The organism is Cetobacterium sp. ZOR0034, assembly GCF_000799075.1.
In the GTDB taxonomy this organism is placed as follows: Bacteria; Fusobacteriota; Fusobacteriia; order Fusobacteriales; family Fusobacteriaceae; genus Cetobacterium_A.
The window spans coordinates 18,750-42,874 of the sequence record NZ_JTLI01000016.1; the positions used below are offsets into that span (position 1 = coordinate 18,750).

General features: G+C 31.7%; 23 protein-coding genes and 1 riboswitch. Of the genes, 7 read left to right on the plus strand and 16 right to left on the minus strand.

All coding sequences use genetic code 11. The features are described 5' to 3' along the window. Nucleotides 1–21: 21 nt before the first annotated feature. From L992_RS04920 to speD, 4 genes are all read right to left on the minus strand, one after another. Nucleotides 22–1,716 carry a DUF2207 domain-containing protein gene (locus tag L992_RS04920; RefSeq protein ID WP_047394704.1) on the minus strand — a complete coding sequence of 565 codons (1,695 nt, stop codon included), beginning with the start codon at nt 1,714–1,716 and terminating at the stop codon, nt 22–24. Next, nucleotides 1,697–2,248, minus strand: a complete 552-nt coding sequence (locus tag L992_RS04925) for a LemA family protein (RefSeq protein WP_047384885.1) — start codon at nt 2,246–2,248, stop codon at nt 1,697–1,699. Before L992_RS04925 ends, L992_RS04920 begins: the two co-directional genes overlap by 20 nt. Before the next feature lie 123 nt (nt 2,249–2,371). Beyond that, nucleotides 2,372–3,223, minus strand: a complete 852-nt coding sequence (speE, locus tag L992_RS04930) for a polyamine aminopropyltransferase (RefSeq protein WP_047394707.1) — start codon at nt 3,221–3,223, stop codon at nt 2,372–2,374. 4 nt (nt 3,224–3,227) lie between these two features. Beyond that, nucleotides 3,228–3,644 carry an adenosylmethionine decarboxylase gene (gene speD, locus L992_RS04935; RefSeq protein ID WP_047384882.1) on the minus strand — a complete coding sequence of 139 codons (417 nt, stop codon included), beginning with the start codon at nt 3,642–3,644 and terminating at the stop codon, nt 3,228–3,230. Nucleotides 3,645–3,867: 223 nt separating this feature from the next. Here speD and L992_RS04940 point away from each other — a divergent pair, with 223 nt between their 5' ends. The 3 genes from L992_RS04940 to L992_RS04950 all read left to right on the plus strand — a co-directional run bounded on the left by L992_RS04940 (nt 3,868) and on the right by L992_RS04950 (nt 7,430). Continuing rightward, entirely contained in the window at nt 3,868–4,407 is a 540-nt protein-coding gene (locus L992_RS04940; protein WP_047384880.1) for a helix-turn-helix domain-containing protein, read from the plus strand. 158 nt (nt 4,408–4,565) lie between these two features. Beyond that, nucleotides 4,566–5,957, plus strand: a complete 1,392-nt coding sequence (locus tag L992_RS04945) for a hypothetical protein (RefSeq protein WP_047394711.1) — start codon at nt 4,566–4,568, stop codon at nt 5,955–5,957. A gap of 81 nt (nt 5,958–6,038) precedes the next feature. Beyond that, nucleotides 6,039–7,430, plus strand: a complete 1,392-nt coding sequence (locus L992_RS04950; RefSeq protein ID WP_047394713.1) for an HTH domain-containing protein — start codon at nt 6,039–6,041, stop codon at nt 7,428–7,430. 32 nt (nt 7,431–7,462) lie between these two features. Here L992_RS04950 and L992_RS04955 read toward each other — a convergent pair whose 3' ends face one another. The 8 genes from L992_RS04955 to L992_RS04990 all read right to left on the minus strand — a co-directional run bounded on the left by L992_RS04955 (nt 7,463) and on the right by L992_RS04990 (nt 16,080). Then, a complete protein-coding gene (locus L992_RS04955) occupies nt 7,463–7,756 on the minus strand; it encodes a MarR family transcriptional regulator (protein WP_047394716.1) in 294 nt (97 codons plus the stop codon). Between the two features lie 93 nt (nt 7,757–7,849). Continuing rightward, a riboswitch (cyclic di-GMP riboswitch) is annotated at nt 7,850–7,925 on the minus strand. A gap of 331 nt (nt 7,926–8,256) precedes the next feature. Beyond that, complete coding sequence (locus L992_RS04960) at nt 8,257–9,561, minus strand: TRAP transporter large permease (protein ID WP_047394719.1); 1,305 nt, start codon at nt 9,559–9,561, stop codon at nt 8,257–8,259. Between the two features lies 1 nt (nt 9,562). Continuing rightward, nucleotides 9,563–10,042, minus strand: coding sequence for a TRAP transporter small permease (locus L992_RS04965; protein ID WP_047394721.1), 480 nt, complete (start codon nt 10,040–10,042; stop codon nt 9,563–9,565). Continuing rightward, entirely contained in the window at nt 10,035–11,060 is a 1,026-nt protein-coding gene (locus tag L992_RS04970) for a TRAP transporter substrate-binding protein (RefSeq protein ID WP_081982710.1), read from the minus strand. The genes L992_RS04965 and L992_RS04970 overlap by 8 nt, the downstream gene beginning before the upstream one ends. Before the next feature lie 34 nt (nt 11,061–11,094). Then, on the minus strand, nt 11,095–12,690 hold the full coding sequence (locus L992_RS04975) for a mannitol dehydrogenase family protein (RefSeq protein ID WP_047394723.1): 1,596 nt from the start codon (nt 12,688–12,690) through the stop codon (nt 11,095–11,097). Between the two features lie 26 nt (nt 12,691–12,716). Continuing rightward, the gene (gene uxuA, locus L992_RS04980) at nt 12,717–13,763 is read right to left on the minus strand and encodes a mannonate dehydratase (protein WP_047384863.1); all 1,047 of its coding nucleotides are present in this window, start codon (nt 13,761–13,763) and stop codon (nt 12,717–12,719) included. A 30-nt stretch (nt 13,764–13,793) separates the two neighbouring features. Continuing rightward, complete coding sequence (gene uxaC / locus L992_RS04985; RefSeq protein WP_047394724.1) at nt 13,794–15,197, minus strand: glucuronate isomerase; 1,404 nt, start codon at nt 15,195–15,197, stop codon at nt 13,794–13,796. Nucleotides 15,198–15,384: 187 nt separating this feature from the next. Further along, nucleotides 15,385–16,080: a GntR family transcriptional regulator gene (locus L992_RS04990; RefSeq protein ID WP_047384858.1), complete on the minus strand. Its 696-nt coding sequence runs from the start codon at nt 16,078–16,080 to the stop codon at nt 15,385–15,387. Between the two features lie 187 nt (nt 16,081–16,267). Here L992_RS04990 and L992_RS04995 point away from each other — a divergent pair, with 187 nt between their 5' ends. Next, on the plus strand, nt 16,268–17,683 hold the full coding sequence (locus L992_RS04995; protein WP_047384853.1) for a hypothetical protein: 1,416 nt from the start codon (nt 16,268–16,270) through the stop codon (nt 17,681–17,683). Nucleotides 17,684–17,722: 39 nt separating this feature from the next. Here the strand turns inward: L992_RS04995 and L992_RS05000 are convergent, their stop codons facing one another. From L992_RS05000 to L992_RS05010, 3 genes are all read right to left on the minus strand, one after another. Then, a complete protein-coding gene (locus L992_RS05000) occupies nt 17,723–18,565 on the minus strand; it encodes an Rpn family recombination-promoting nuclease/putative transposase (protein WP_047394726.1) in 843 nt (280 codons plus the stop codon). Between the two features lie 141 nt (nt 18,566–18,706). Then, nucleotides 18,707–19,459 (minus strand): transporter substrate-binding domain-containing protein, encoded by a 753-nt coding sequence (locus L992_RS05005; RefSeq protein WP_231549759.1) that lies wholly within the window; start codon nt 19,457–19,459, stop codon nt 18,707–18,709. An 18-nt stretch (nt 19,460–19,477) separates the two neighbouring features. Then, entirely contained in the window at nt 19,478–20,248 is a 771-nt protein-coding gene (locus L992_RS05010) for a MetQ/NlpA family ABC transporter substrate-binding protein (RefSeq protein WP_047394728.1), read from the minus strand. 176 nt (nt 20,249–20,424) lie between these two features. Here L992_RS05010 and L992_RS05015 point away from each other — a divergent pair, with 176 nt between their 5' ends. The 3 genes from L992_RS05015 to L992_RS05025 all read left to right on the plus strand — a co-directional run bounded on the left by L992_RS05015 (nt 20,425) and on the right by L992_RS05025 (nt 23,802). Next, nucleotides 20,425–21,459 carry an iron-containing alcohol dehydrogenase gene (locus tag L992_RS05015; RefSeq protein ID WP_052193906.1) on the plus strand — a complete coding sequence of 345 codons (1,035 nt, stop codon included), beginning with the start codon at nt 20,425–20,427 and terminating at the stop codon, nt 21,457–21,459. Between the two features lie 11 nt (nt 21,460–21,470). Next, complete coding sequence (locus L992_RS05020; protein WP_047394730.1) at nt 21,471–22,616, plus strand: aminotransferase class I/II-fold pyridoxal phosphate-dependent enzyme; 1,146 nt, start codon at nt 21,471–21,473, stop codon at nt 22,614–22,616. Between the two features lie 442 nt (nt 22,617–23,058). Then, the gene (locus L992_RS05025) at nt 23,059–23,802 is read left to right on the plus strand and encodes a MipA/OmpV family protein (RefSeq protein ID WP_047384845.1); all 744 of its coding nucleotides are present in this window, start codon (nt 23,059–23,061) and stop codon (nt 23,800–23,802) included. Nucleotides 23,803–23,883: 81 nt separating this feature from the next. On the opposite strand, the gene L992_RS05030 is transcribed toward L992_RS05025, so the two are convergent. Beyond that, nucleotides 23,884–24,125 (minus strand): sigma factor-like helix-turn-helix DNA-binding protein (locus L992_RS05030; RefSeq protein ID WP_047394734.1); only part of this gene is annotated, 242 nt, incomplete at its 5' end.

Sequence of the window (24,125 nt, forward strand, 5' to 3'; positions counted from 1 at the left end):
TGTTTTTGTATGTTTCTTTCACTACCAGCTTCCGCCTCCGCCTCCACCAGCTCCACCACCAGAAGAGCCTCCACCCATAGATGAACCTCCCCCTCCAAAGTTAGTCGGTGCCTTCGGTGAAGATAACATACTTTCATTCAAAGCTCCCATAGAGTTATTTATTCCTCTCATGAACGCTGTCATAACAAATACATTTCCAACACTATTTCCTCCATACCACTGTGGTGGTGGAACTTGTAAATCCTTGAATTTATCAGCCCATACATCACTCACACCTAAAACTATTGTATAGGGAAGTATGTTGTAGAAATATCCAGGATTTTCATCTATAAGCATCTCTAATTTTCTTTTTTCAGCTGTTTCTAAGAATCTTTTAAACCCTTGAACACGTCCTAAAATCTCTCTACCATACTCCGTTCTCTTTTTTATCTTCGCACTGATTCCAACTGTTACTAGAATTGATATCCCAGCTAGAATCACTGTCATTCCCAACTCTAATATATCTCTAATATTGAAGTAGTTAACATATATAATAGTAGCAACAATAACTAAAAGTATTGACGCTCTGACGCTATCCCCAATCCTTAAAGACTTTGAATCATATAAAGTTTTTTTATTCATAATCAAATCAATCTCTAAAACTTCACTCGCTTTCTCCATATGCTTATAAAATCTATTTTTCAAACTTGATATTTTAACTTTTCCATCTAAATTTTTAAAGCTTTCTAAAGCTCTAAACATATAGTTTTCAAACTCTTTTGAAATATCATTTCCAGATTTTAAAAACTCTATTTCGAAATCATCTTTTGAGAAAAGTCCACTGCTTTTTATCTCATTTAATTTTAGATAACCCTTATCAGCCCAATAGAAAATTAAACTTGTTAAATCTTTGCTATGAACTACACCATCTATATAATATCCTACCTCTGTTGGAGTAAGATTATCCGGTGGATAAAACTCCACAGTTGGAATAACCTGCTTTTCATCTCTAAACTTCTTCCAAACTATAAAAGCTATTGCTGGAATAGCTATATAAACTATATACAGCAAAGTTTTTAAAAGATAGTATATACTTTTCTCTGCACTAAAATCAAAGTATCCCTCTGGAAGCGGTAAAGCTATGGTTACACTCTCTTTCGGTCCTAAAGGTTGAACTGTATACCCCGAGATTGTATTTCCCGTCACGCTCCATTTTACGCCTTCATTGTTCGTACTACCACGAACACCTGAAGTGAAGTTAATTTTACTTTTATCAAATGATTTTGGAAGTGTTATCGTAAACTCTAATTTTTCTATAGTAGTATCCCAATCGTTTCCAATTAGATTATAATAAACCTCATCATATGAGCTCTCTCTATCCCATCCTAAATCATGATTGAATTTGATGAGATAATTTTTTATTCCTGTCACATAAAGATTTGGATTTCCCATTCTCAAATATATGTAATCTCCCTCATCTTTAGCTGAAGTTTGAACATTCGTCTGAACATTCCTAACTTTTATATCTCGACCATTAAACACCTCAGGAATAACTCTATATATCCCTCTTCGTGGCTCTTTAAAATCTACAGTTATATTTTCTGAAACCTGATATATATTTTTCTCATCTATAGTTATATCTACTCGATAGTTATCTATAACATATCCTGAATCTGCAAATATGTTACTAGCTAAAGAAACTAAGAGTAGAAATAAACTAAAACTGTACCTTAACATTTTGTCTTTCCTCTTCATTTTCAACTTTGAAGAATGGATATTTTTTGAATCCAAAGTTATTTGCAACTATTAAGCTTGGGAAAGTCTCACACATAGTATTATAAACTCTTACACTTCCATTGTAATATTTTCTAGCTTGAAGAATATCCTCTTCAATTTTTACAAGTTCATCTTGGAGTTTCATAAAGTTTTGATTTGCTTTTAACTCTGGATATGCCTCAGTTATAGAGAATAATCTACCTAAAGCTCCCGTAATCATATTTTCATTTTCTATTTTCTCCTCTGTTGTCGTTGCACTCATATATCTATTTCTAGCTGCTATAATTCTTTCTAAAGCTCCACCTTCATAATCTTTATAACCTTTTACTGTCTCAACTAAGTTTGGAATCAGATCATATCTTTTCTTCAAATACGCATCGATTGTTGAAAACGCCTCATCCACAAAGTTTCTCTCTTTAACAAGCTTATTGTAGATTCCTACACCATAAGCTACTAATAATGCTAGTAACACTAAAACAACTATTAAAATCATATAAATCCTCCTCTAAATCTTTATTTACTTCTTTGTCTATTATACAATATCTTGGTTAAAAATCCTCAAAAAAAAGAGGCAAAGATATCTCTTTTCCTCTCATTTTTATAGATATATATAGATTTATTTTTCTAATTGCTTTTTCACATAGTTTGGCAGTGCGAATGCCGCTCTTTGGATATCTGTGTTATAGTAGTTTGTCTCTAATCCTAAAGCGTTCCATGCACTCTCATTACAATCTGACACTGGGTCATACTTTTTAGAAGCAAATCCAAATAGCCAATGCCCCGAAGCGTAAGTTGGTTGATGGAATTGGTATACCTTTGCAATTGGGAAGATATTTTTTATCTTCTCATGAGCTTTTTTCATCTCAGTAGCATATCTTTCATAGTATGGTGATTCGTGTTGATTTACTAAAATCCCATCCTCTTTTAAAACTCTAAAACAGTTCTTGTAGAACTCAGTTGTAAACAATCCCTCTCCTACTGAGATAGGGTCTGTTGAGTCAACCAAAATAAGATCGTAAGCCTCACTCTCACACTCCTCAACGAACTTTAATCCATCGTCAAAAATAAGAGTTACTCTCTCATCCTCTAATCTATCCGAAGTAAACGGTAGATACTTTTGAGACAGTCTCACAACTCTCTCATCAATCTCGACCATATCGATTTTTTCAATAGAGTTGTATCTTGTAAGTTCTCTTACAGTTCCTCCATCTCCTCCACCGATAACTAAAACTCTCTTTATATTTAAATTCGTACACATAGGAACGTGAGCTATCATCTCGTGATATATAAACTCATCTTTCTCTGTTATCATAATCATTCCATCTAATGTAAAGAATCTTCCATACTCATCTGATGTAAAGAAATCTATCTTTTGAAAAGGTGTCTCTTCTGAATATAGATGCTCTTTAACCTTTATAGAAAACTTTGTATTTTCTGACCACTTCTCTGTAAACCATAAATCTAACATCTTTTTACTCCTCCTCAGGTTTGAAGGTAATTTTTCCTAACTCTTTTGTCGAATAGTTTCTGATTTTATCTACCATTCCTCTAGGTACCTCTATCGATTCACTTCTATCTGATTTAAATACATCCTCTAAGAATTTAAAGGCTGTCCATGGATCTATTTTATCCCCACATGTAAACACATCTACTGCTGCATATCCATACTCTGGCCATGTGTGTATCGCAAGGTGTGATTCCGATATTATTACCGCTCCTGATACTCCATATGGATTAAAGTGATGAAATACTGACTCTACTATAGTGGCATTAGCTATTCTTGCCGCCTCATTCATGTGCTTATCCACAAGAACTGGATCCTTTAGTATCTCCTCATCACAGTTGTAAAATTCAATTAATATGTGTCTTCCAAGTGTTTCTAATTTCAATTTTTCCTCCCCGATTTCAGTTTTTTAACAAACTTTTTACATTATTTTAACAAAAAATTAAATTCAATTCTTAAAATATTAAACTTTTGTTTAAAAAAATATATTTGAAATTTAATATTTTTAACTTTTACAATATAATATTAAATTTTTAGATTTTTGTCAATTGATTTTTTCTAGAAAAGAGAATATACTATAATTATCGATAATTTAAGGAGAGATTTAGATGGAAATCGGAAAAAAATTAAAAAGACTAAGACAGGAGAAATACCTTACTCAGGATGAATTAGCTAGCCGTTGCGAACTTTCAAAAGGTTTTATATCTCAAGTAGAAAGAGACCTTACATCTCCATCTATCGCAAATTTAGGAGATATCCTTGAGGGTCTTGGAACAAATTTAAAAGATTTCTTTAGTGATGACGGTGAAGAAAAAATCGTCTTTGATGAAAATGACGCTTTTGAAGTCATCGATTCAAAATTAAAGTACAAAGTTGAGTGGATTATTCCGAATGCTCAAAAAAATCAGATGGAACCTATTCTTTTAACTATTGAAGAGGGTGGGAGATATAAAGAGGAGATTGCTCACGATGGACAGGAGTTTGGATATATTCTAGAGGGAGAGATAAATATCCATTTAGGCGATAAAATTTTTAAAGCTAAAAAAGGAGAATCTTTTTATTATAGCTCTGGAAAAAACCACTACCTTTCTAACTGTGGAAAAGGAATCGCTAAAGTTCTGTGGGTTTCAAATCCACCATCATTTTAAAAGATATAGAGTCAATCTGTATCTTTTTTTATTTCTAAATATGAACTTTTTTACCCATTTTTTTTCATTCATCATGAAATTTTTCGTATTTTCTAGTTGTCTCTTTTATGCTACTATACTAACAGTATTAGTATTACTAAAAAGGGGGCGGGAATACTATGAATTCTACAAATGTAAATATTTTAAAACTTTTATCTCAAGGGAGTTTTTCTCCAGAATCATTGGCTTTATATGTCAATGTTGAAAAAAACTCTATTCAAAAAAATATTGTACAGATCAATGAATTTCTAAAAGACAACTCTTTTGACTGTATTAAAGTAAAGGATTCTGAATTTTCTTTAACATTGAGTATTAAACAGTGGGAAAATATATTTTCAAGAAAGGATTTTATCACTTCTAATGAGATTTCAGATTATCTTTTTATTAAATTTATACACAATAAATTTATAAACTTAGAGGTTGAAAAAGAGATTTTAGATCTTTCTAGAAGCTCTATTGTTAGATACTTCAAAGATATCAAAAAGATATTAGATTCGACTGGTACTACATATACATACCAAAGCGGTAAAGGAGTTAGAATCACTCACGTTTCAGAGGAGTGCAAGTATGTTTTCTGCAAGAAGCTTGTAAAATTCTTCATCAACGGAGATTTTACCCTAAAAAAAGATTCGCTTTTAGCTTCAGTTTTAGTTGAATATAACTTTATGAAACTTTTTGAAAAATTATATACTACATTAAAAAAAGCTGAGATTTCTAGCACTAATTTTATAATTTCATTCCTTTCAACACTTTTTGTGTTGAACAAAACTCTTGGTGGCTTTGATTTAAAAGTACCTAATTTAGATTATTCAAAATATAAAGATTTGAAAGATTTTATATCTCTAACAATGAAAGAGTATGATAAAAGTTTTCAAGAACAAACCTTCATTTTTATGGTCAATATAAAAAACAATCTCTCTTTCTTCGAAAAAGAGATTGGAAATAAAGGAGATATTCTTATATCGAAAATAAAAGAAAGATTAAATTTTTCAAAATTAGATTCAGATTTAGAAACAATTCTTCTAAGAAAAATCTGTATCTCATTTTTTAAATATGAAAACAAAATACTTAAAGTAAAAAATATTCCTATTGACCAGTCAGATGAGAAATTAATCGATATTTTAGATGATATTTTAAAAGAATTAAATTTCAAACTATTTTTCCATGATAAAATCTCAATTGTGAGCATTTTAAAAAAGATTATAATTGAACATAATAAAGAGTTAGTAAAGGATGTCCTTTTACTATTTAATGAGATTACAATATCCGATGATCACTACTTAAAAGATAATTTAAAAGTAAAAGCTCCTGATATAAATTTTCATATCGAGCCTGCATTCCTCTATAAATTGAATACAACTTTGTATAACCATAAGTATAATCTGGTTTTAAGTGATGAAAGTTATATCTACCAAAATATTAAACTTTTAGATTCATATAACTATCTAAATATACTTAATCTTGTTAACAACCATATCTTAGAGGAAGTTTTAAAAGGTCTTAACTTATAATTAAGACCTTTTTTTGATTTATTCCTTTTTTCATGTTATAATATTGCCCAATGAAATAATAATTTTAAGGAGCAGTTTGCTATGAAAATAAATATTAATACAAACCACATAAGAATCTGTAAATTATTAGAATATACGTCATACAAAACGACAGATTTTATCGCAGAGTTTTTGAAAATGGATAAACAAAATGTTAATCTTTATATAAAACAAATCTACTCCTTCACAGATTCAGAAGAGTCCAAACCTACAATCCAATCTATGATTAACTGTATTTGTAAAAATACAACTCTTCTAGGTGATTTGAAAAAGGAGCAACGTTTTACAAAAGAGAATAGAGTTCTTTATATAATTTTAATTCTTTTAAGAGATAGATACATAAATTTAAATAGTCTTTCTAGCTTGTTAGAGGTTTCAAGAAGGGTTATCGGAACTGACTTGGCTTTCGCTAAAGAAGCTCTTAGCATCTATGATTTAGATATCAATAGCTCAAATGCGAAGGGGATATCTATTTCGGGAAGTGAAAAAAACTTAAAGCTTGCTAGTTTATCATATCTTTATAAACTATTTGTTGAGTTTGAAGAACTTCCAACTATAATTACAAAAGATTATCTTGATTTTTTTGATGAACAATTTCATATGAAATTGAATAAAGATGTCGATACCTTTATAAATGAGTATAGCTTTGATTATTTTTCACAAAACAAAAATCTTCTAAAAGCTTTCTTTATAATCTATGGTAATTTAGCGGATCCAGATGAACCTACAATAGACTCTTTGAGTTTCAATGAGTTCAAAATATATTTTAAAGATTTTATAGGAAATCAGAAACTGAAATCTTGCTATAGTTTTTTTAAAATCTCTTTTATGGGCAAGATACTTTTAAAAAACTTAAACATATTTTTAGATACTTTAAAATTCTGTGATGGTGGTTTATACGAAAGGAGAAATTCACTTTCAAAAGAGATTAACACTGTAAAAGCGATGGTTTTTAAAAATCTATCTCTACTGATAACAAAAACAAACTTCTTGGAGAAATTTGTCAACAAAGTGAGCTTAGCTCATGACAAAAGTATTCCTTTAAAAATATGTGACTTAGAGTTTTTACGATTCAATCTACCTGAAGAGGATAGATTAAAATGTCTTCAACTTTTCTTTACTCTAAGAAAAATCTATCAAAATATACAATTTTCAAATGTTATCTTTTTATATATGTGGAGTTCCCACGAGGAAAGTTTAAGTAGCGTTAAAAATACACTTGTTGTTTTTGACCGTATTCCAACATTCCTCTTCCCAATTATAAAAAATAGATTTCTTCTAAAAGAAAATATGAATATTTTGAATTTTATAAAAGCAGATGAATTAGAAAACTATCTTTCTAACTCTGATATAAACTGTGTTATAACTTTTGAAAAACTGAATTCCGATAAAGAGTATCCTTTTATCAAAGCGTATACTCTTCCAATTTTATAAAATAAAAAACTCCTTTATTTTTGAAGGAGTTTTTATATTTTTACAATTTTTATAAATTTAATTTTACTGTATAAATCTTTTCCTATCTTTGTAGGATGAATTTTGAATACTCTTTTGTCATCAAAAGTTCCAAACTTTTGTATAAGTTTTTCCTCTTCTAACTTCTTTAAACATAATGACACAGATCCTTTTGATAACTGCATTCTTTTTGTCAACTCACATAATGTAATTCCTGGAGTTTCGTTTATCGTAAATAGTATCTCCTCTTGAGTATAATTGATATGATACTTCTTTAATTCATTTTTAATCTCCATCTTTTTACACATAGTAACACCCCTAATATTAAAAGTTTTTGACTCTATAAAACAGTTGTATTTTTATAAAAAAAAATACACCTATATTATGAGTTGTTCATAACTAAGTGCAACTGGCTGCCATTTTAAAGGCCCTATAGCTTTGCGTCATAGAGTTTCCTCTACTTTGCCGTATTTATCTTTCGGTATTATTATAACTCATTTAGGATATTTTTGCAACAATATTTCACCCTAAATACAGACAGGATGGATATTAACCACCCTGTCTACTGTATATATTATTAGGATTAGGCAACTTTTTTACAAACATCTTCATAAATTTTATAAATCTATTTGGACATCAAAATTAATGTTTTACATTGAATTATAATAACATATTTATATAGTTAATTATATAATCCATTTTTTATTTTTTTGAATGCAAATTTGACATGTTGAATGTCTTTTATTTTCCTGTAAAAATACAAAAAAGACGATTCTAAATCGAATCGCCTTTCCTCTTTTGAACTATATTATTTTATTAATCCCATTAATCTTGGTAATGCAGTTGAAAGTTCTGGAATATAAACTACTAGTAGTAATACAAATATTATTACCGCATAATATTTTATCATCTCTTTCATAACATCTTCCATCTTTAATTTTGCTACCTTTACCCCTACGAACAGTGTATTTCCTACTGGTGGAGTTATATTTCCTATACAAAGGTTAAATACTATTATGATACCGAATTGAACTGGTGTCATTCCAAACGTTTTAACTATTGGAAGGAATATAGGCGTGAATATAAGTATTGCTGGAGTTACATCCATAAATGTCCCTACGAATAGAAGTAATACATTCATAAGTAGAAGAATTATATATTTATTGTCTGTAATTCCTAAAATTAGATTAGAGATTGCTTGAGGTACTCCTGTGAAAGCCATTACCCATGACATAATTGTTGAAACTCCGATTAGGAAAACAATTATTCCTGTCATCTTTGCACTCTCTTCAAATATAGTCACTAACTGCTTTAAATTGATACTTCTATAGAAGAACATAGATAACAGTAAACTATATACAACTGCAACTATCGATCCCTCTGTAGGAGTGAATATACCTTGAATAATTCCACCTATAACAATAACTATTAAAGCTAATGATGGAATTGCATCTATAAACGTCGCTAAAACTACTGCTAGCTTTGTTGATGACTTACCTTTCATTCCTCTTCCCTTAGCTAAGAAGAACGTTAAAATCATACAACCAAGACCCCATAGAACACCTGGAATATATCCAGCCATAAATAGAGCTGCAACCGAAGTTCCTCCACTTACTAAAGAGTAAACTATCAGTGAGTTTGAAGGCGGTATTAATAACCCTGTAGGAGCTGTAGCTATATTTACTGTAGCACCTAATTTAGGATCATATCCCTCTTCCTCTTCCATAGGTAGTAAGATTCCACCCATAGCAGCACAAGCTGCAACTGAAGATCCAGAGATAGCTCCAAACATCATATTTGCAAGTATATTTGTTTGCATAAGTGATCCTGGAACTCTTCCAGTTAATGACTGTGCAAACGCAACTAGTTTCTTAGCTATTCCACCTTGATTCATAATGTTTCCAGCTAAGATAAAGAAAGGAATCGCTATCAATGTAAAGTTAGATATTCCAGAAAATATTCTCTGTGCTCCTGTAATAAGTGTATTATCAAAAGCTAGTGATGGTAAAATAGCAAGTATAGATGAGATACCTATACTTATAGCTATTGGGAATCCTAAAATTAGTGTAACTATCAGAACACTAAACATAATTAGAGCTGTTGTTAAAACCATTCTACTTTTCCTCCTTTAAATGTTCTAAGATATCTTTTATATTTAGTAGAGAATACATACAAATAATCAATCCACAAATTGGAAGAACAGCGTATATATATCCCATAGATATTCTTAGAGCTGGAGTTGTTTGAGTCATAGTAAGAGATGTTATTGAAGACCCTCCTCTTACTAAAACTCCTAATGAGAATAGAAATATTGCAGCTTCACTGAAAACTCCAAGTAACCCTTGAGTTTTGTGAGTCAATCTATCTATAAAGAAAACCATTCTCATATGATCTCTTTTTCCAAAGATATACGACGCTGCTAGCATCGCCATCCATGCGAAAGAGTATGATATAAGTTCCTCTGAAACTGTACTTGGTGATCTAAAAATATATCTCGATGAAATTTGATAAGTTCCTATCACTGTCATAAACATAAATAGTGCTACACAAGCTCCTAAGATAACTCTATCTAAAATTTTTCTAGTATTATTCATTCTCTTTTCCTCCTATCATAGACTTTCCAATCTCTTGAATTTGATTGTATATAGGTTCTAATTTAGGACTAGATTTTAACACCTCTTGATGAAGTGGTAAAACTCTCTCTTGGAATGCTAATACATCAGGATGGAAGAACTGTACGTTCATCTCCTTTGCTCCTTCGATAGATTTCTCTACATATGCTCCCCAAGCTTCTCTTTGAACTTGAGATATGATTTGGAATCCTTTATCAAAAATCTCTCTCTCCTCTTTTGAAAGAGAACTTAAAAACTTTTCATTTCCTATAACAATATCTGGTACCATTTGGTGCATGTTATAAGAGTAATATTTTGCTACCTCTCCATGCTTATTACTTGTTAAAGCTGGCTCATTGTTTTCTGCTCCATCAATAACACTTTGCTGAAGAGCTGTATAAACTTCTCCAAACCCCATTGGAGTTGCTGATCCACCAAATAGTTGCATCATTCTAATATTAGAAGCACTTTGTTGAACTCTAATTTTCATACCTTTTAAATCATCAGGTGTAAGAATAGGCTTCTTCACCGTGTAGAAGTTTCTTGTTCCTGCATCTAGCCAAGCTACCGCTTCAAATCCAGATTTCTTTGTAGATTTAAATATAGGTTCTATAATATCTTTATTGTCCATAACAGCGTGGTAATGTTCTGTACTGCTGAAAAGATATGGTAAGTTAAAGATTTGATATATATCATCAAAACTCTCTAATATAGCATTACTTGCAACTGTAAAATTAATAGCCCCTGTCTGAGTTAGCTCAACTGTATTTACCTGTGAACCTAACAGTTCATTTGGAAATATTTGAACATCATACTTATCACCTAAGTGCTCTTCAATATATTTCTCAAAAGCAAGTAGTCCTGTATTTGTTGGATAATCTGCAGCTTGGTTGTGGGAAATTCTTATGATCTCTTTTCCATCTCCTTGATTACAAGATGTGAAAAGAGCTGCCATAGCAAGCACCATAGTTCCCGTTAAAACCTTTTTCATTACTTTCATCTTTCTAAACTCCCTTTACTTTAAATTACTTTGATTATAGATACTTGTGTAAAGTGTTTCTAACTGCATCCTCCCCAGATAACATTTCCACAAAGTAATTCTCTATTAATTCTGAAAGACCAACCTCTTCTAAATTTACTCCAAATATTCTTTCATTTGTAAGTACATTTTTCAGTTGTCCAGTATAAGTTTCTGGTTTTCCAAACTCGATTCCACTTAATTCATTTTTAAGCATCTCTAACATTGGATCGCTACTAATTGATCTTTCTAATCCTTTATCATCTACCCCTAAAAGATATCTAAACCATCCAGCTAAAACTAGCGGGATATATTTTAATGATTTAACATCTAAAGTTTCGTCAGCCATATATGACTTTATAGTCTCTCCAAATCTGATAGCTATCTTTTGAGAAGTATCTGTAGCTATTCTTTCTGGTTGATCTGGAATATATGGGTTTAAGAATCTTTCGTTTATAACCTCATCTATGAAGGCTTTTGGATCGATTATTCCTGGGCTTTCAACAACTGCTAAAGCTTCGTTATAACCAACCTCTTTTATTAATCTGTTTAAATCCTCATCACTTGCAGTATCGTAGATTGATTTCTTATTTAGAATACATCCGAATATTGCTAGTGTTGTATGTAGTGGGTTTAAACAAGTTGTAACTTTCATTTTCTCTGTCTTTTCAACAGTTTCTCTATCTGTTAAGAACACTCCTGCTTCTTCTAGCTTTGGTCTTCCATTAGGGAACTTATCCTCAACTATGAAGTACTCAGGAATCTCAGCATTAACAAAAGGAGCTACGAAACTATTTCTATTTGTGATAACTGGTGACATATCTTCAAACCCTAGGTTCTCAAGAGCTACTTTTACCTCTTCAGCTGGTCTTGGAGTTATCTTATCTATCATAGTTACAGGATAAGCAACCTTAGATTCATCTTTTAAGTAAGTTAAGAACTCAGTCTCAATTCCACCGTTAGTGTTCCAAGCTGTAGCTATCTCTAAAACAGCTTCTCTTATCTTGTCTCCGTTTCCAGAGCAGTTATCCATACTAACTAAACTTATTGGAGCTCCATTAGTTTTGAATCTTGAATAAAGTAATCTTGTAATTAAAGTCATCACATGTTTTGGAGAGTGGAATCCATTTTTGAAATCTTCTAAAATAACACCGAAGTAGTTTCCTGCTGGGTCCTTTAAGTTATATCCTTTTTCAGTTATTGTGAAACTTACCATTTGTAATGATGGATTGTTTACAATAGCCTCTAAAGCTGCGAAGTTTTGAGTTGTAGCTTCTATTGACTCTACAATACTTCCTAAAATCTCATTTTTGAAATCTCCATTTTTGTTTAACGTCGTTAAGATAGTTAAGTTATCAAATGGTGTATAAGCTTTCTCGATAATCTCTGTATCGAAACTTTCTGCTACAATAATCCCTGTATTCTCTAGATTTTTTTCAATTAAAACTTGTGCTACTTTCCCCATGTATGCTCTAAAGATGTTTCCAGCACCAAAGTGTAACCACTTTGGAGTTTTTAATGTGTCCTCTTTTACTTTTTCAATATCATATTTTGGTACGATTACCCCTAATGAACCATCTATGTTTTTTATATCCTTTAAGTTTAATTTCATGTCATATCTCCTTTTGTTAATAAATGTTACTTTAACTTAGAAAGAGTTTCCCAGATTCCAGTGATATAACTTGCTCCAAGAGCTCTGTCATATAATCCGTATCCTGGTTTTCCTGTTTCTCCCCAAATCATTCTTCCGTGATCTGGTCTTAAATATCCTGTGAAGTTGTTCTTATGAAGTGCTTTCATAATATCAACGATGTCTAATGATCCACATCCTGAGTAGTGAGCTGACTCTTCGAAGCTTACACCATCTTCAAGAAGCTTTACGTTTCTTACATGCATGAAGTGAATTCTTCCCATTGCACTGTACTTATCTACTAATTTCTCCATGTTGTTGAAGTTAGCACATCCTAAAGACCCTGTACAAAGAGTTAATCCGTTGTTTTTGCTATCTACGATGTTTAATAATCTATCGATGCTCTCCTCAGAAGTTATGATTCTTGGAAGACCGAAGATTGGCCAAGGTGGATCGTCCGGGTGGATACCCATATCAACATCCGCTTCCTCAGCAACTGGAATGATCTCTTTTAAGAAGTACTCTAGGTTAGCCCATAACCCTTCTGTTCCGATACTCTTATATCCAGCGAATAGCTCAGCTAATTGCTCTTTTGTGTAACTTGAATCCCATCCAGGTAAAGATAGGTTGCTGTTTAATGGATCTAATGCATCAACTTGGTCCTTGTAATAAACAAGAGTTGTTGATCCATCCTCTAACTCTTTATCTAACTGTGATCTAGTCCAGTCAAATACTGGCATAAAGTTGTAGCATATAACTTTAACTCCAGCAGCTCCTAAGTTTCTTATGTTTTGCTTATAGTTTTCGATTAACTCATCTCTTCTTCCGATACCTAATTTGATATCCTCATGAACAGGAACGCTCTCTATAACATCAAACTTTAATCCAGCTTTCTCAACTGTTTCCTTTAAAGCTAATATTTTCTCCATTGGCCAAACCTCTCCAACTGGAACGTCGTATATAGCTGTTACGATGCTATCCATTGTAGGGATTTGCTTTATATATTCCAGTTTAACTGGATCGTTTTCTCCATACCATCTAAATGATAATTTCACTTTTGCCTCCTTAAAATATCTATATATTAATTAAATTTCTAACTTAAAATAGTTCTTTGCATTGATGAAGCATATCTCTTCTATCATAGCTTTTAAAATCTCCTCATCATATGGAACCTCTCCATCCTCTACCCAAGTTCCTACAAGGTTACAAAGTATTCTTCTGAAATACTCATGTCTTGTATAAGATAGGAAACTTCTTGAGTCTGTTAGCATTCCTACAAATCTTCTTAAAAGTCCAAGTTGAGATAGAGCTGTCATTTGACGAATCATTCCATCCTTTTGGTCATTAAACCACCATCCAGATCCGAATTGAATCTTTCCTGGAGTATCACTATTTTGGAAGTTTCCAATCATCGTTCCAAGAACTTCATTATCCTTTGGATTTAAACAGTAAAGAATTGTCTTTGGAAGCTCTCCATTTACATCTAAGCTGTTTAATAACTTTGATAGTACCTCTCCATAGTTATTATCTGCTATTGAATCAAACCCTACGTCTGCTCCTAATCTCTTGAACATTCTTTCGTTGTTGTTTCTAAGAGCACCCATATGTAGTTGCATTCCTAAATCATTTTTGTAGTAGATTTTTCCAAGTGCTAGGAATATCTCAGTTTTATAGATATCCGCTTCCTCTTTAGTTAGCTTTTCATCAGCTAATCTCTTCTTGAAAATCTCTTCGATTTTATTTTCTGTATCTCTAGTGAAGAATGGTGCTTCTAAGCTGTGGTCTGTTACTAGACATCCATTAGCCTTAAAGTATTCTACTCTAGTTTCTAACACTGCTACTAATTTTTTGAAAGAGTCTATCTTTTCATTTGATACACTCTCTAATTTGCTAAGCCAAATTAGGTAATCCTCTTTCTCTAGGTAGATAGCCTTATCAGGTCTAAACGTTGGAAGAACTTTAACTTTGAAGTTCTCATCTTTTAAAATCTCTTGGTGGTACTCTAATGTATCGATTGGATCATCAGTTGTACAAAGAGCTTTTACGTTTGATCTTTCAATCAATTTTTTTGCTCTGAACTCCTCTGTTTTTAAAAGTTCATTTGCTTTGTTCCAGATAATCTCTGCTGTCTTTCTATTTAAAACTTCCTCTATTCCGAAGTATCTTTTTAACTCTAGGTGTGACCAGTGGAAAAGTGGATTTCCATAAGCATACTCCATCGTCTCTGCAAAAGCTAAGAACTTCTCAAAGTCAGTTGCATCTCCTGTTATATACTTTTCATCTATTCCATTACTTCTCATAGCTCTCCACTTGTAGTGGTCTCCATATAACCAGATCTGTGTTATATTTTCATAGCTTTTATTTTCTGCTATCTCCTTTGGATTAAGGTGACAGTGATAATCAAATATTGGCATTTTCTCTGCGTATTCATATAACTTTTTACTAACATCGCTTTTTAATAAAAAGTCTGAGTCCATAAATTTTCTCATCCGCAACTCCTTTTAAACTTTTGTATTAGTTGTATGCAAGTATGATAACTAGTTTTTTTTATTTTGTCAACAAAAACTTTTGTTCTAATTCCAAACTTTACTGTTCGTTTTAAAATAAAAGACACCTAAAAACTCAGATTTTTCAATCAAATTTCAGGTGTCTTTAATTATTTATTTTTTTTATTTTTTACTTATCACAAAAATATTCTGGATATTTTTGCTCATATTTTTTTATCATATCTTTATAGTTTAAAAGATGTTTCTCAACTGAGCACTCTATCTTCTCTATATTTTTTGATTTGATTAACTCTACAATATCTATATGCTGGTCTAAAGTTGCTTTAATGTTTGTCTTCTCTAAAGCATCTAAAAGTCTAAGTCTATCATAGTGTGTCGAAAGTCTCTTTATGGCTTTCCAACTATTCTTTTTATTGTAGTGGTCAAACAGAATATAATGAAACTCATTATCTAATGTAAAGAACTCATGAAGATCCTCATTAAAATTTAGAACTATCTTTTGATACTCTATATTTTTCTCTAACTTACTTATCAATTCATCTACATTTTTATCTTGGCAAGCCATTTTCAAAATTCTACTCTCACATGTCTCTCTTACAAATATCGCTTCGCCAACCAAATTCAGATTGATCTTTGATACGAACGATCCCTTCTGTGGGAAAACCTCTAAAAGCTTCTCCTCTATCAATTGAACTATCGCTTCTCTAAGGGGTGTTCTACTAACATTTAAAACCTTACTTAACTCTATCTCTCCTATAGACTCTCCAGGTTTTAAGTTTAAATTCATTATGTTCTCTCTAAGGACTCTATATATATACTGCCTAGTATTCTCCTTTGATTTTTTTATAACTCCTTCTAATGCCATTTTCTCTTTCTCCCGTCATCTATATTTTCATAATATTATAACAGGAATCTTTGATGTATGCTAGTCATATAATAAAATATAATTAACCTTGTGAAAAAATTAATTCCACAGATGAAATAATTTTTTTGACTTACTACGATTCTAAAGTTATAATGTTAAGAGAAGTATATTGAAGAGGTGATGCTTAATGAATAACACAGCTGCTAATATTTTAAAGATTCTATCTCAGAGCGAGATGTCAATAGAAGATATGCACCTGTATTTAAGAGTAGAAAAAAGTTCAATTTTGAAAACGATTACGCAAATTAACGATTTTTTAGTTTCACTTAACTTACCCATAATAGAGAAAGAGGATACAACTTTTACACTCCCTTTATCTAAAGATCAGTGGCGAACTCTCTTTAAAAATTTTAATATTTTAACGTCTGAAGAGAAAATCGATTACCTTTATATCAAATTTATCGCTTACGGTTTTCTTAACTTAGAGAAAGAAGCAGAGTTTCTAGATATCTCTAGAAGTACTATTCTTAGATGTTTTCAAACTGTAAAAGAGGAGTTCTCTAAAAATGGATCTAACTATGAATACCTACATGGAAAAGGTCTATCATTGACAGAGTTAAGTAATCTAGATAAACATCTTTTTTATAAAAAGGTCATGAAGCTATTTATTGAAGAGGATATTCTCGTTCCTCCTCTTAAAACTTTACTAAAAAGTATAAAAAAATTCGATACTAAAGTTAGATTGAGTCAACTTTATCCTATACTTAAACACGTAAAAATATCTATCAACTATTTTTTACTATCATTTATTTGCTCTTTAGAAGTTTGCACAGACCTATTCGATGGTTTAAACTTCCAAAAAGATAGATATAGAGGAACAAAAGAGTTTAAAGAACTGACTGCACTAATCAACAAGTATGGAAAAGATTTTACTCCTAAGTACAAAGAGGAACTAGCCTTTTTCCTAAGTGCTTTAAATAACAACGATAATATTTTAGAAGACAATCTAAGAGATAAAACTCTAGACTTTATGAGTGATTTAAAAGAGCAATTTGGAATTAAATTCTTAAATCCTGATTTAGAAAAAATGCTTTTTAGCAAACTTTATCTTTCTTTCTTTAAATTTGAAAACAAAATCTTAAAACTTAAAAGTGTGAGATTTGACAAAACACAAAAAATTATTTTACATAAATTAGAAACTATACTTTCTGAGCACTCTTGTGATTTATATCTAATAGATAAGTTTGCAATTATTTTTGTTCTTCGAAGAGCATTGATAGAGGAAAATTTTACAAATATAAAAAATGTACTACTTCTTTTTAATGAAGTAAGTGCTAGCGATCACAACGTGTTCAAAAAAACATTAGCAAAATTAGTTCCTCATGTCAATTTTGAACTAGAAGCAACTTTTTTCCATAAAAAAAATATTATAGCAAAGTATGAGAAATACGACCTTATTATCAGTGATGAAAAGATTAACTCTGATGTTATAGTTATTGATTTTTACAACAGTTCTAAGGTTCATGACATCATAGAAAAAAAAGCTTTCGAAATAGGAGTTAATAAACTCAATGCTATTAATACAGCTACAAAATATTTATAAATAAAAAACTCCTTAAAAATCTAAGGAGTTTTTTCTAATTTACTTCAATAACTCTATCTCTTCTATACTTAATCCTGTTATACCTGATATTATTTCAAAGCTCAATCCATTTTTAAGAGCTGTTTTAGCTATTTCTAATTTCGCCACCTTCTCTCCTTCGGCTCTACCTCTAACTACGCCTTTATCTTCGGCTTCTAAAAGAGCATTCATTCTTTCACTCATAGCATTTTGACGCAGTCTATAATACTCCGCTTCTTTCGGGTCTCTACTCATTCTTGCTAATTCTATTTTAGCTTCGTGAAGCTCTACTACCCTACTCTCTAACTCTATTATTTTTTCATCATTTGGATCATTTATAAATCCTGTCCAAACACTCAAAAGATCGTCTGGATCTATCTCTTTCATTTTAGGTAACTCTATAAAATGAAGCTCTATAACATCTGTTAACACATCATTATTTTTATCATTTTTCAAAACATACTTATTATGGTAATTTTCTTCTGCCAGTAAATTAAAATCCAACACATTTACACACACTGTTCTTGGAAGTTCACTGTATCTACTCTTTCCACCGTACTCTCCTGAAAAAGCTTTTGACCAATAGTAAAGACTACGTTTTATCATATTTTTTTCATCAGCTCTTTGCATCTCAATGTTTATTATCTCACCTTTATCTGTTTTAGCTAAAATATCCAACCTTGAAAAACTATCCTCTATATACTCTTTTGTCAATTCACTATTTTTTATTTGAGCACTCACTATTGGACTCTCTGGTTTAATGCAAGCATTCAAAAAAGATATCAATATTTTGGGATGCTTCTCTGATCCAAACAAATTCTTAAATATATAATCTACCTTCGGTTTGAATAAAACTGTACACATACTATCACATCCTTTTTTTAATATATTATACCATATTCTAAAGATCTCATCAAAAAAGAGATGATCTAAAATTCTATATTTATAAGTAAAAAATAACAAAAATGAGAGTCATTATCTGGCTCTCATTTTTCATTTTTCACTCTAATTTACATTATATTTCTTTTTCAGGTTCTCAATCGTTCCATCTTTTATAAGCTCTAAAAGAGCTGCATTTATTTTGTCATAATCCTTATCATCTTTTGATAGAGCAATAGCTTTTGGTTCCCCCTCCAAAACACCAACTAAAGATAGTTCTGAGTTATTTTTTACATACTCATAAGCCACGCTTTCATCTAAAACAATCCCATCGATCTGATTATTTTTTAGTGCTAATAGTGCCGATGTATTATTTTGATATGGAACTACTGTTGTTCCTGCTATCGATTTTGCTGTAGCCTCTTTTGTTGTTCCTAACTCTGCTCCATACTTTTTATTTTCTAAGTCGTCCATACCCTTGATTGGAGCAGTCTTATTTGTTATAATTGCCACATTTGATGTCAAATAGGGATCTGTGAAATGAACCATCTTAGCTCTTTCTGGAGTTATACTCATTCCAGCTATAACGACATCTATCTTTCCAGTTTGAAGTGCTGATATAAGTCCACCAAACTCCATGTTTGCCCACTTATATTGATAACCCAACTTCTGAAATATAGCTTCTATTATATCTGGGTCTAATCCCACAATTTTCCCGTTTTCTAAATACTCAAACGGAGGATATTCAGCATTCGTTCCTATAACGAAAACTCTCTCAGTCTTTGCTGTTTCTTTTTTTCCTCCACAACTAAACATAATAAGTCCAATCAATACTAAAAAAATCCCCTTCATAACCTTTTTCATTTTTAAAATTTTCATAGTGACCTCCTAAAGAATTTAAAATAGCGGTATAATTCCACCTTGATACTTTTCTAATATGAACGTTCTAACCCTGTCACTCCTTAGAACTTTCATTAGAATTGCTATCTCCTCTTTATTTTCGTCACCCTTTCTAACCGCTACCACATTCCCGTAAGCACTCTCCGTTCCCTCTACGATAAGAGAGTCCTCTTGAGGTGAAAGCCCTGCATCTAAAGCGTAGTTGCAATTGATGATAGCTAAATCTACATCATCTAAAGCTCTTGGTAGCTGAGCTGCTTGCAGCGAAACAATCTTTAATTTTTTTGGATTTTCTACAATATCAAACTCAGTAGCCATTAAATCCGTCGGATCAGATAACTTGATCACTCCTTTGTTATGAAGTAAAATCAGTGCTCTTCCTCCATTTGTTGGATCATTTGGTATAGCTACTTTATCCCCTGTTTTCAGTTCTTCTACTGATTTGTACTTTTTCGAATACCCTCCTAGTGGTGGTACATAGATATCCTCTAAAGGTACTAAATCCAATTTTTTCTCTTTCATAAAGTTAGCTAAATAGGGTTTGTGTTGGAAGAAGTTAGCGTCTAAAGATCCATCTGCCAAGGCTAAATTTGGCATTATATAATCCGTAAACTCTACAATCTCTATATCTAATCCCTCTTTTGCTAAATCCCCCTTTATTTCATTTAGTATCTCCCCCGCTGGAATTGGAGTAGCTCCAATTTTAAACACATCTTTTCCCAAAGCTAAATTTGAAACTAAACAAAATAGTAATAGTGCTCTTTTCATGAAACCGCCCCCTCAATCAATGTTTAGAAAATGATAATCATTTTCTGCTCTTTTGTCAATCTTTTTTTCATTTTATTTTTTAAAAAAAATATTTTTTTATTTTTTCTTTTACATATGCCAAGTTTTGTGATATAACTATCTAAATTTTATTTTTATTTTTTGGGGAGGTAATAGTTATGATTTTAACAGATGTATATATGGAAAGTTCTATTTGGAAGAGCCTTGCTGAAGAGATTAAAGATTATAAAAACATCTTAGTTATCCACGGTACTAAATCTTTAGAAGCTGTAAAACAAGATTTATTCAAAATTTTATCAAACAAAGATTTTAGCTTTTTTCATTATGGCGATGAGTGCTCTTACTCTTTTCTAGACTATAATTTACATGATCTAGAAAAGAACAACTACGACCTTATCATTGGAATCGGAGGTGGAAAGGCTATCGATCTTTCAAAACTTTTGATGGATAAGCTAGATATTCCTCTTTTCACAGTTCCAACAATCGCTTCTACTTGTGCTGCAGTATCATATATCTCTGTGATGTATCATGAGAATCACGTTTTCCAAGAGTTATATTTCTTGAAAAGACCACCTCACAAAACATTTATAAATCTTGAAACTATTTTAAATGCGCCAAAGAGATATCTATGGGCAGGGATTGGAGACACTCTTGCCAAGTACTACGAGATGAATATGAAGGCCGAGGGACAAAGACTTAACTTCAATACAACTATGGGTGAAAAACTCTCTCTTCTTTGTAAAGAATCTATGCTCAATTACGGTGCCTCTGCTCTTTTAGCCACAGAGGTCACTCAGGATTTTGAAGAGGTCGCTGGAGTTATTCTAGTTACAACAGGTATAGTTTCAAACCTTATCGATTTTAAATACAATGGAGCTTTGGCTCACTCTATATTTGATTCTCTCACTCAGATTAAAAGAGTCGAAGAGGAACATCTTCACGGTGAGGTTGTAGCCTTTGGAATTTTGGTTCAATTGGAACTAGAAAAAAAATTCGACGAATTGGAAAGATTAAAAACATTCTATAAAAATATAAAACTTCCAACTGATTTAAATGAAGTTGTTATCAGAGAGGAGTATTTAGAGAAAAAAGAGCTTGTCATTGGAAAAATCTTAGATTCAGCTGCTTACTCTGATATCCCTTTAAATTTCACTAGAGATGAGTTTATTGCTATTTTAGAAAAAAATATATAAGGAGAAAACATATGAGTGGAGATAAATTTTTAGCAAAGAGATTTCAAAATAAACAGGAAACAACTTTCAAATCTATCGACGGACCTGAAAAAGCAAAAATTATCAATTTAGGAATTGGTGACTTAGATGTGCATACTCATGAAATTGTTATAAATGCAGCTTTTAAAGATACTCTAAACGGTCATACTCACTACACAGACCCACTTGGAGATTTAGAGCTTCGAAATGAGATTATAAAATATCATAGAGATGAATTCACTAACTACAACATAGCTCAGGATGAGATTATCGTTTTATCTGGAGCTTGCCACGGAATGTATCTAGCTCTTCAAGCCACTTTAAATCCTGAGGATGAAGTTATCATCTTAGCTCCTTTCTTCCCTGTATATATGGATCAGATTGAAGAGGCAAAAGGGATTCCTGTGATTGTTCACACAACTATTGAGAATAGCTATCAAATTGTTAAATCAGATTTAGAAAAAGCTATAACACCTAAAACAAAAGGAATTATTATAAATACGCCCTCAAATCCAACTGGCGTTTGTTACTCAAAAGAGAGCTTAGAGATTGTTGCTAATCTTGCAAAAAAATATGACCTTTTAATCTATGCAGATGATATCTATGATTTTTATGATTATTCAAACTCATTCCTTCCTATAGCTAGTTTAGATGGGATGAGTGAAAGAACAATTTCAATCTGTAGCTTCTCTAAGAACTTTGCTATGACTGGTTGGAGAGTTGGTTACAATATAGGACCGAGTGCTATCATAGATACAATTAGAAAACTAAATGAGGTTATTGTCTATAGCGCATCCTCTGTTTCTCAAAGAGCTGCCCTTGCCGCTCTTCAAAATAGAGACCTTATTAAAGAGAGTGTTGTTCCTCTATATAGAGATAGAGTTCAATACTCACTAGATAGAATCAATAACATAAAAGGATTAAAGGCCTTCCCACCAGAGGGTGGAATCTACATCTTTGTGGATATAAGTGAAACTAATATGAACTCAATCGAGTACTCTAACTACCTTTTCGAAAATCTAGGAATCAAAGTTATCCCTGGAAAACCATTTGGTGATGATAAAGCAGTTAGAATAGCTTGTTCAAACCCTTTAGAGACTTTAAAAGAGGCGTTTGATCGAATAGAGTCCATCTCTTAATCTATTTGAAAAACAATACCTTTTTCTCTAAATTTTTTATAGATGCTTTTGACTTTTTGAAAAAGATAATGTATAATTTGTACATAAACGAATATAAGCTAATGTTGATTTAAACATTGTAGGAAGAGTTGGAAGTCGGAAACCAACTCTTTTCTATTTTTTGGAATTATGATATAATTTTACTTGTGGTTACTTACCTCTGAAAGGGGGTGTTTAAATCAAATGTTAAAACTTATATTCGTATGGATACTTTTTCTTTTACTAGTTGAAAAAGTGTACTAAGTAACCACTGAACCAAGTGCCGACTCACTTGGTTTTTTATTTTATTAAATAATCTATTTGAAAAACGATACCTTTTTTTCGTAATAAATTTCAATGTGCTGATTATCACTTTATATGGTATAATTTCACCGTAAAATTATACAATCAGGAGGGAAAAATTATGAAAAAAGTTATTCTTGGTATTTTAGCTCTTTCTTTATCTTCTATGGCTATAGCTAACGATAAAGTTGGAGTTGGATTAGGTGCTGGAGTTTCTAATAGCATCTTTAAGGGAGCTGACGACAAAGCTTACCCTGTACCACTTTTAGATATCAACTACGGTAACTTCTATGCAAAGGGTATCACAGTTGGGTACACTTTCTTTAGAGGAGAGGACCTATCATTATCAGCTTACTTAGATCCTATGGCTGGATTTGCCATTGAAGCTGAGGATATGGGTGCTGGATACAGAAATATCGACGATAGAGATACTCAAGCTATGGTTGGATTAAGAGCTGACCTTAACACTGGAATCGCTGGTATCAGAACTGGAGCAACTGTTCAATTTGGTGAGCACGGTTCAGAAGCTAAAATCAGTGCATTCAAAGCATACCCAATGGGAGAGAAGTTAGTTTTAGTTCCAAGTATCCATATGAAAGGATTCTCTGGAGACTATGCTGATTACTACTTCGGTGTTACATCTGAAGAGGCTGGAAGAAATAGATTCGATGGTTTAAGAGAGTACAAAGCTGATACAGCTTTCTCTTACGGAGCTACTTTAACAGCTGAATACAAGATGAGCGAAAAGCTTTCTCTTATCGGTATCGTAGGAGTTGAAAAGTTCTCTGATGAGATTACTGACTCTCCAATCGTTAATGACGAAGCAATTGTTTTAGCAAGTATTGGAGCTAAATACTTCTTCTAATTCAATTTAAAAAATGATAAAAGGGTGTCACAACTAAAGTGTGACACCCTTTTCTATTAATCCTTATATTTTGGTTTTACTTTATTTAGAATACTCCTCTAAGTATCCTAAAATTTTCTTTTTCACCCTTTGAATAGCATTATCTATTTTTTTAGGTGGCTCATTTAAAAGCTCTGCAATCTCAATATACTTATATTGCTTATATATATAGTAAAACACCTTTTTCTCTAAAGGAGTTAGATTTTGATTTAGAAAATCTCCAAGTAGATTTACTAGCTCTTTTCCTATCAGTATCTCCTCAGGTGAATAGTAGTTTAATGATG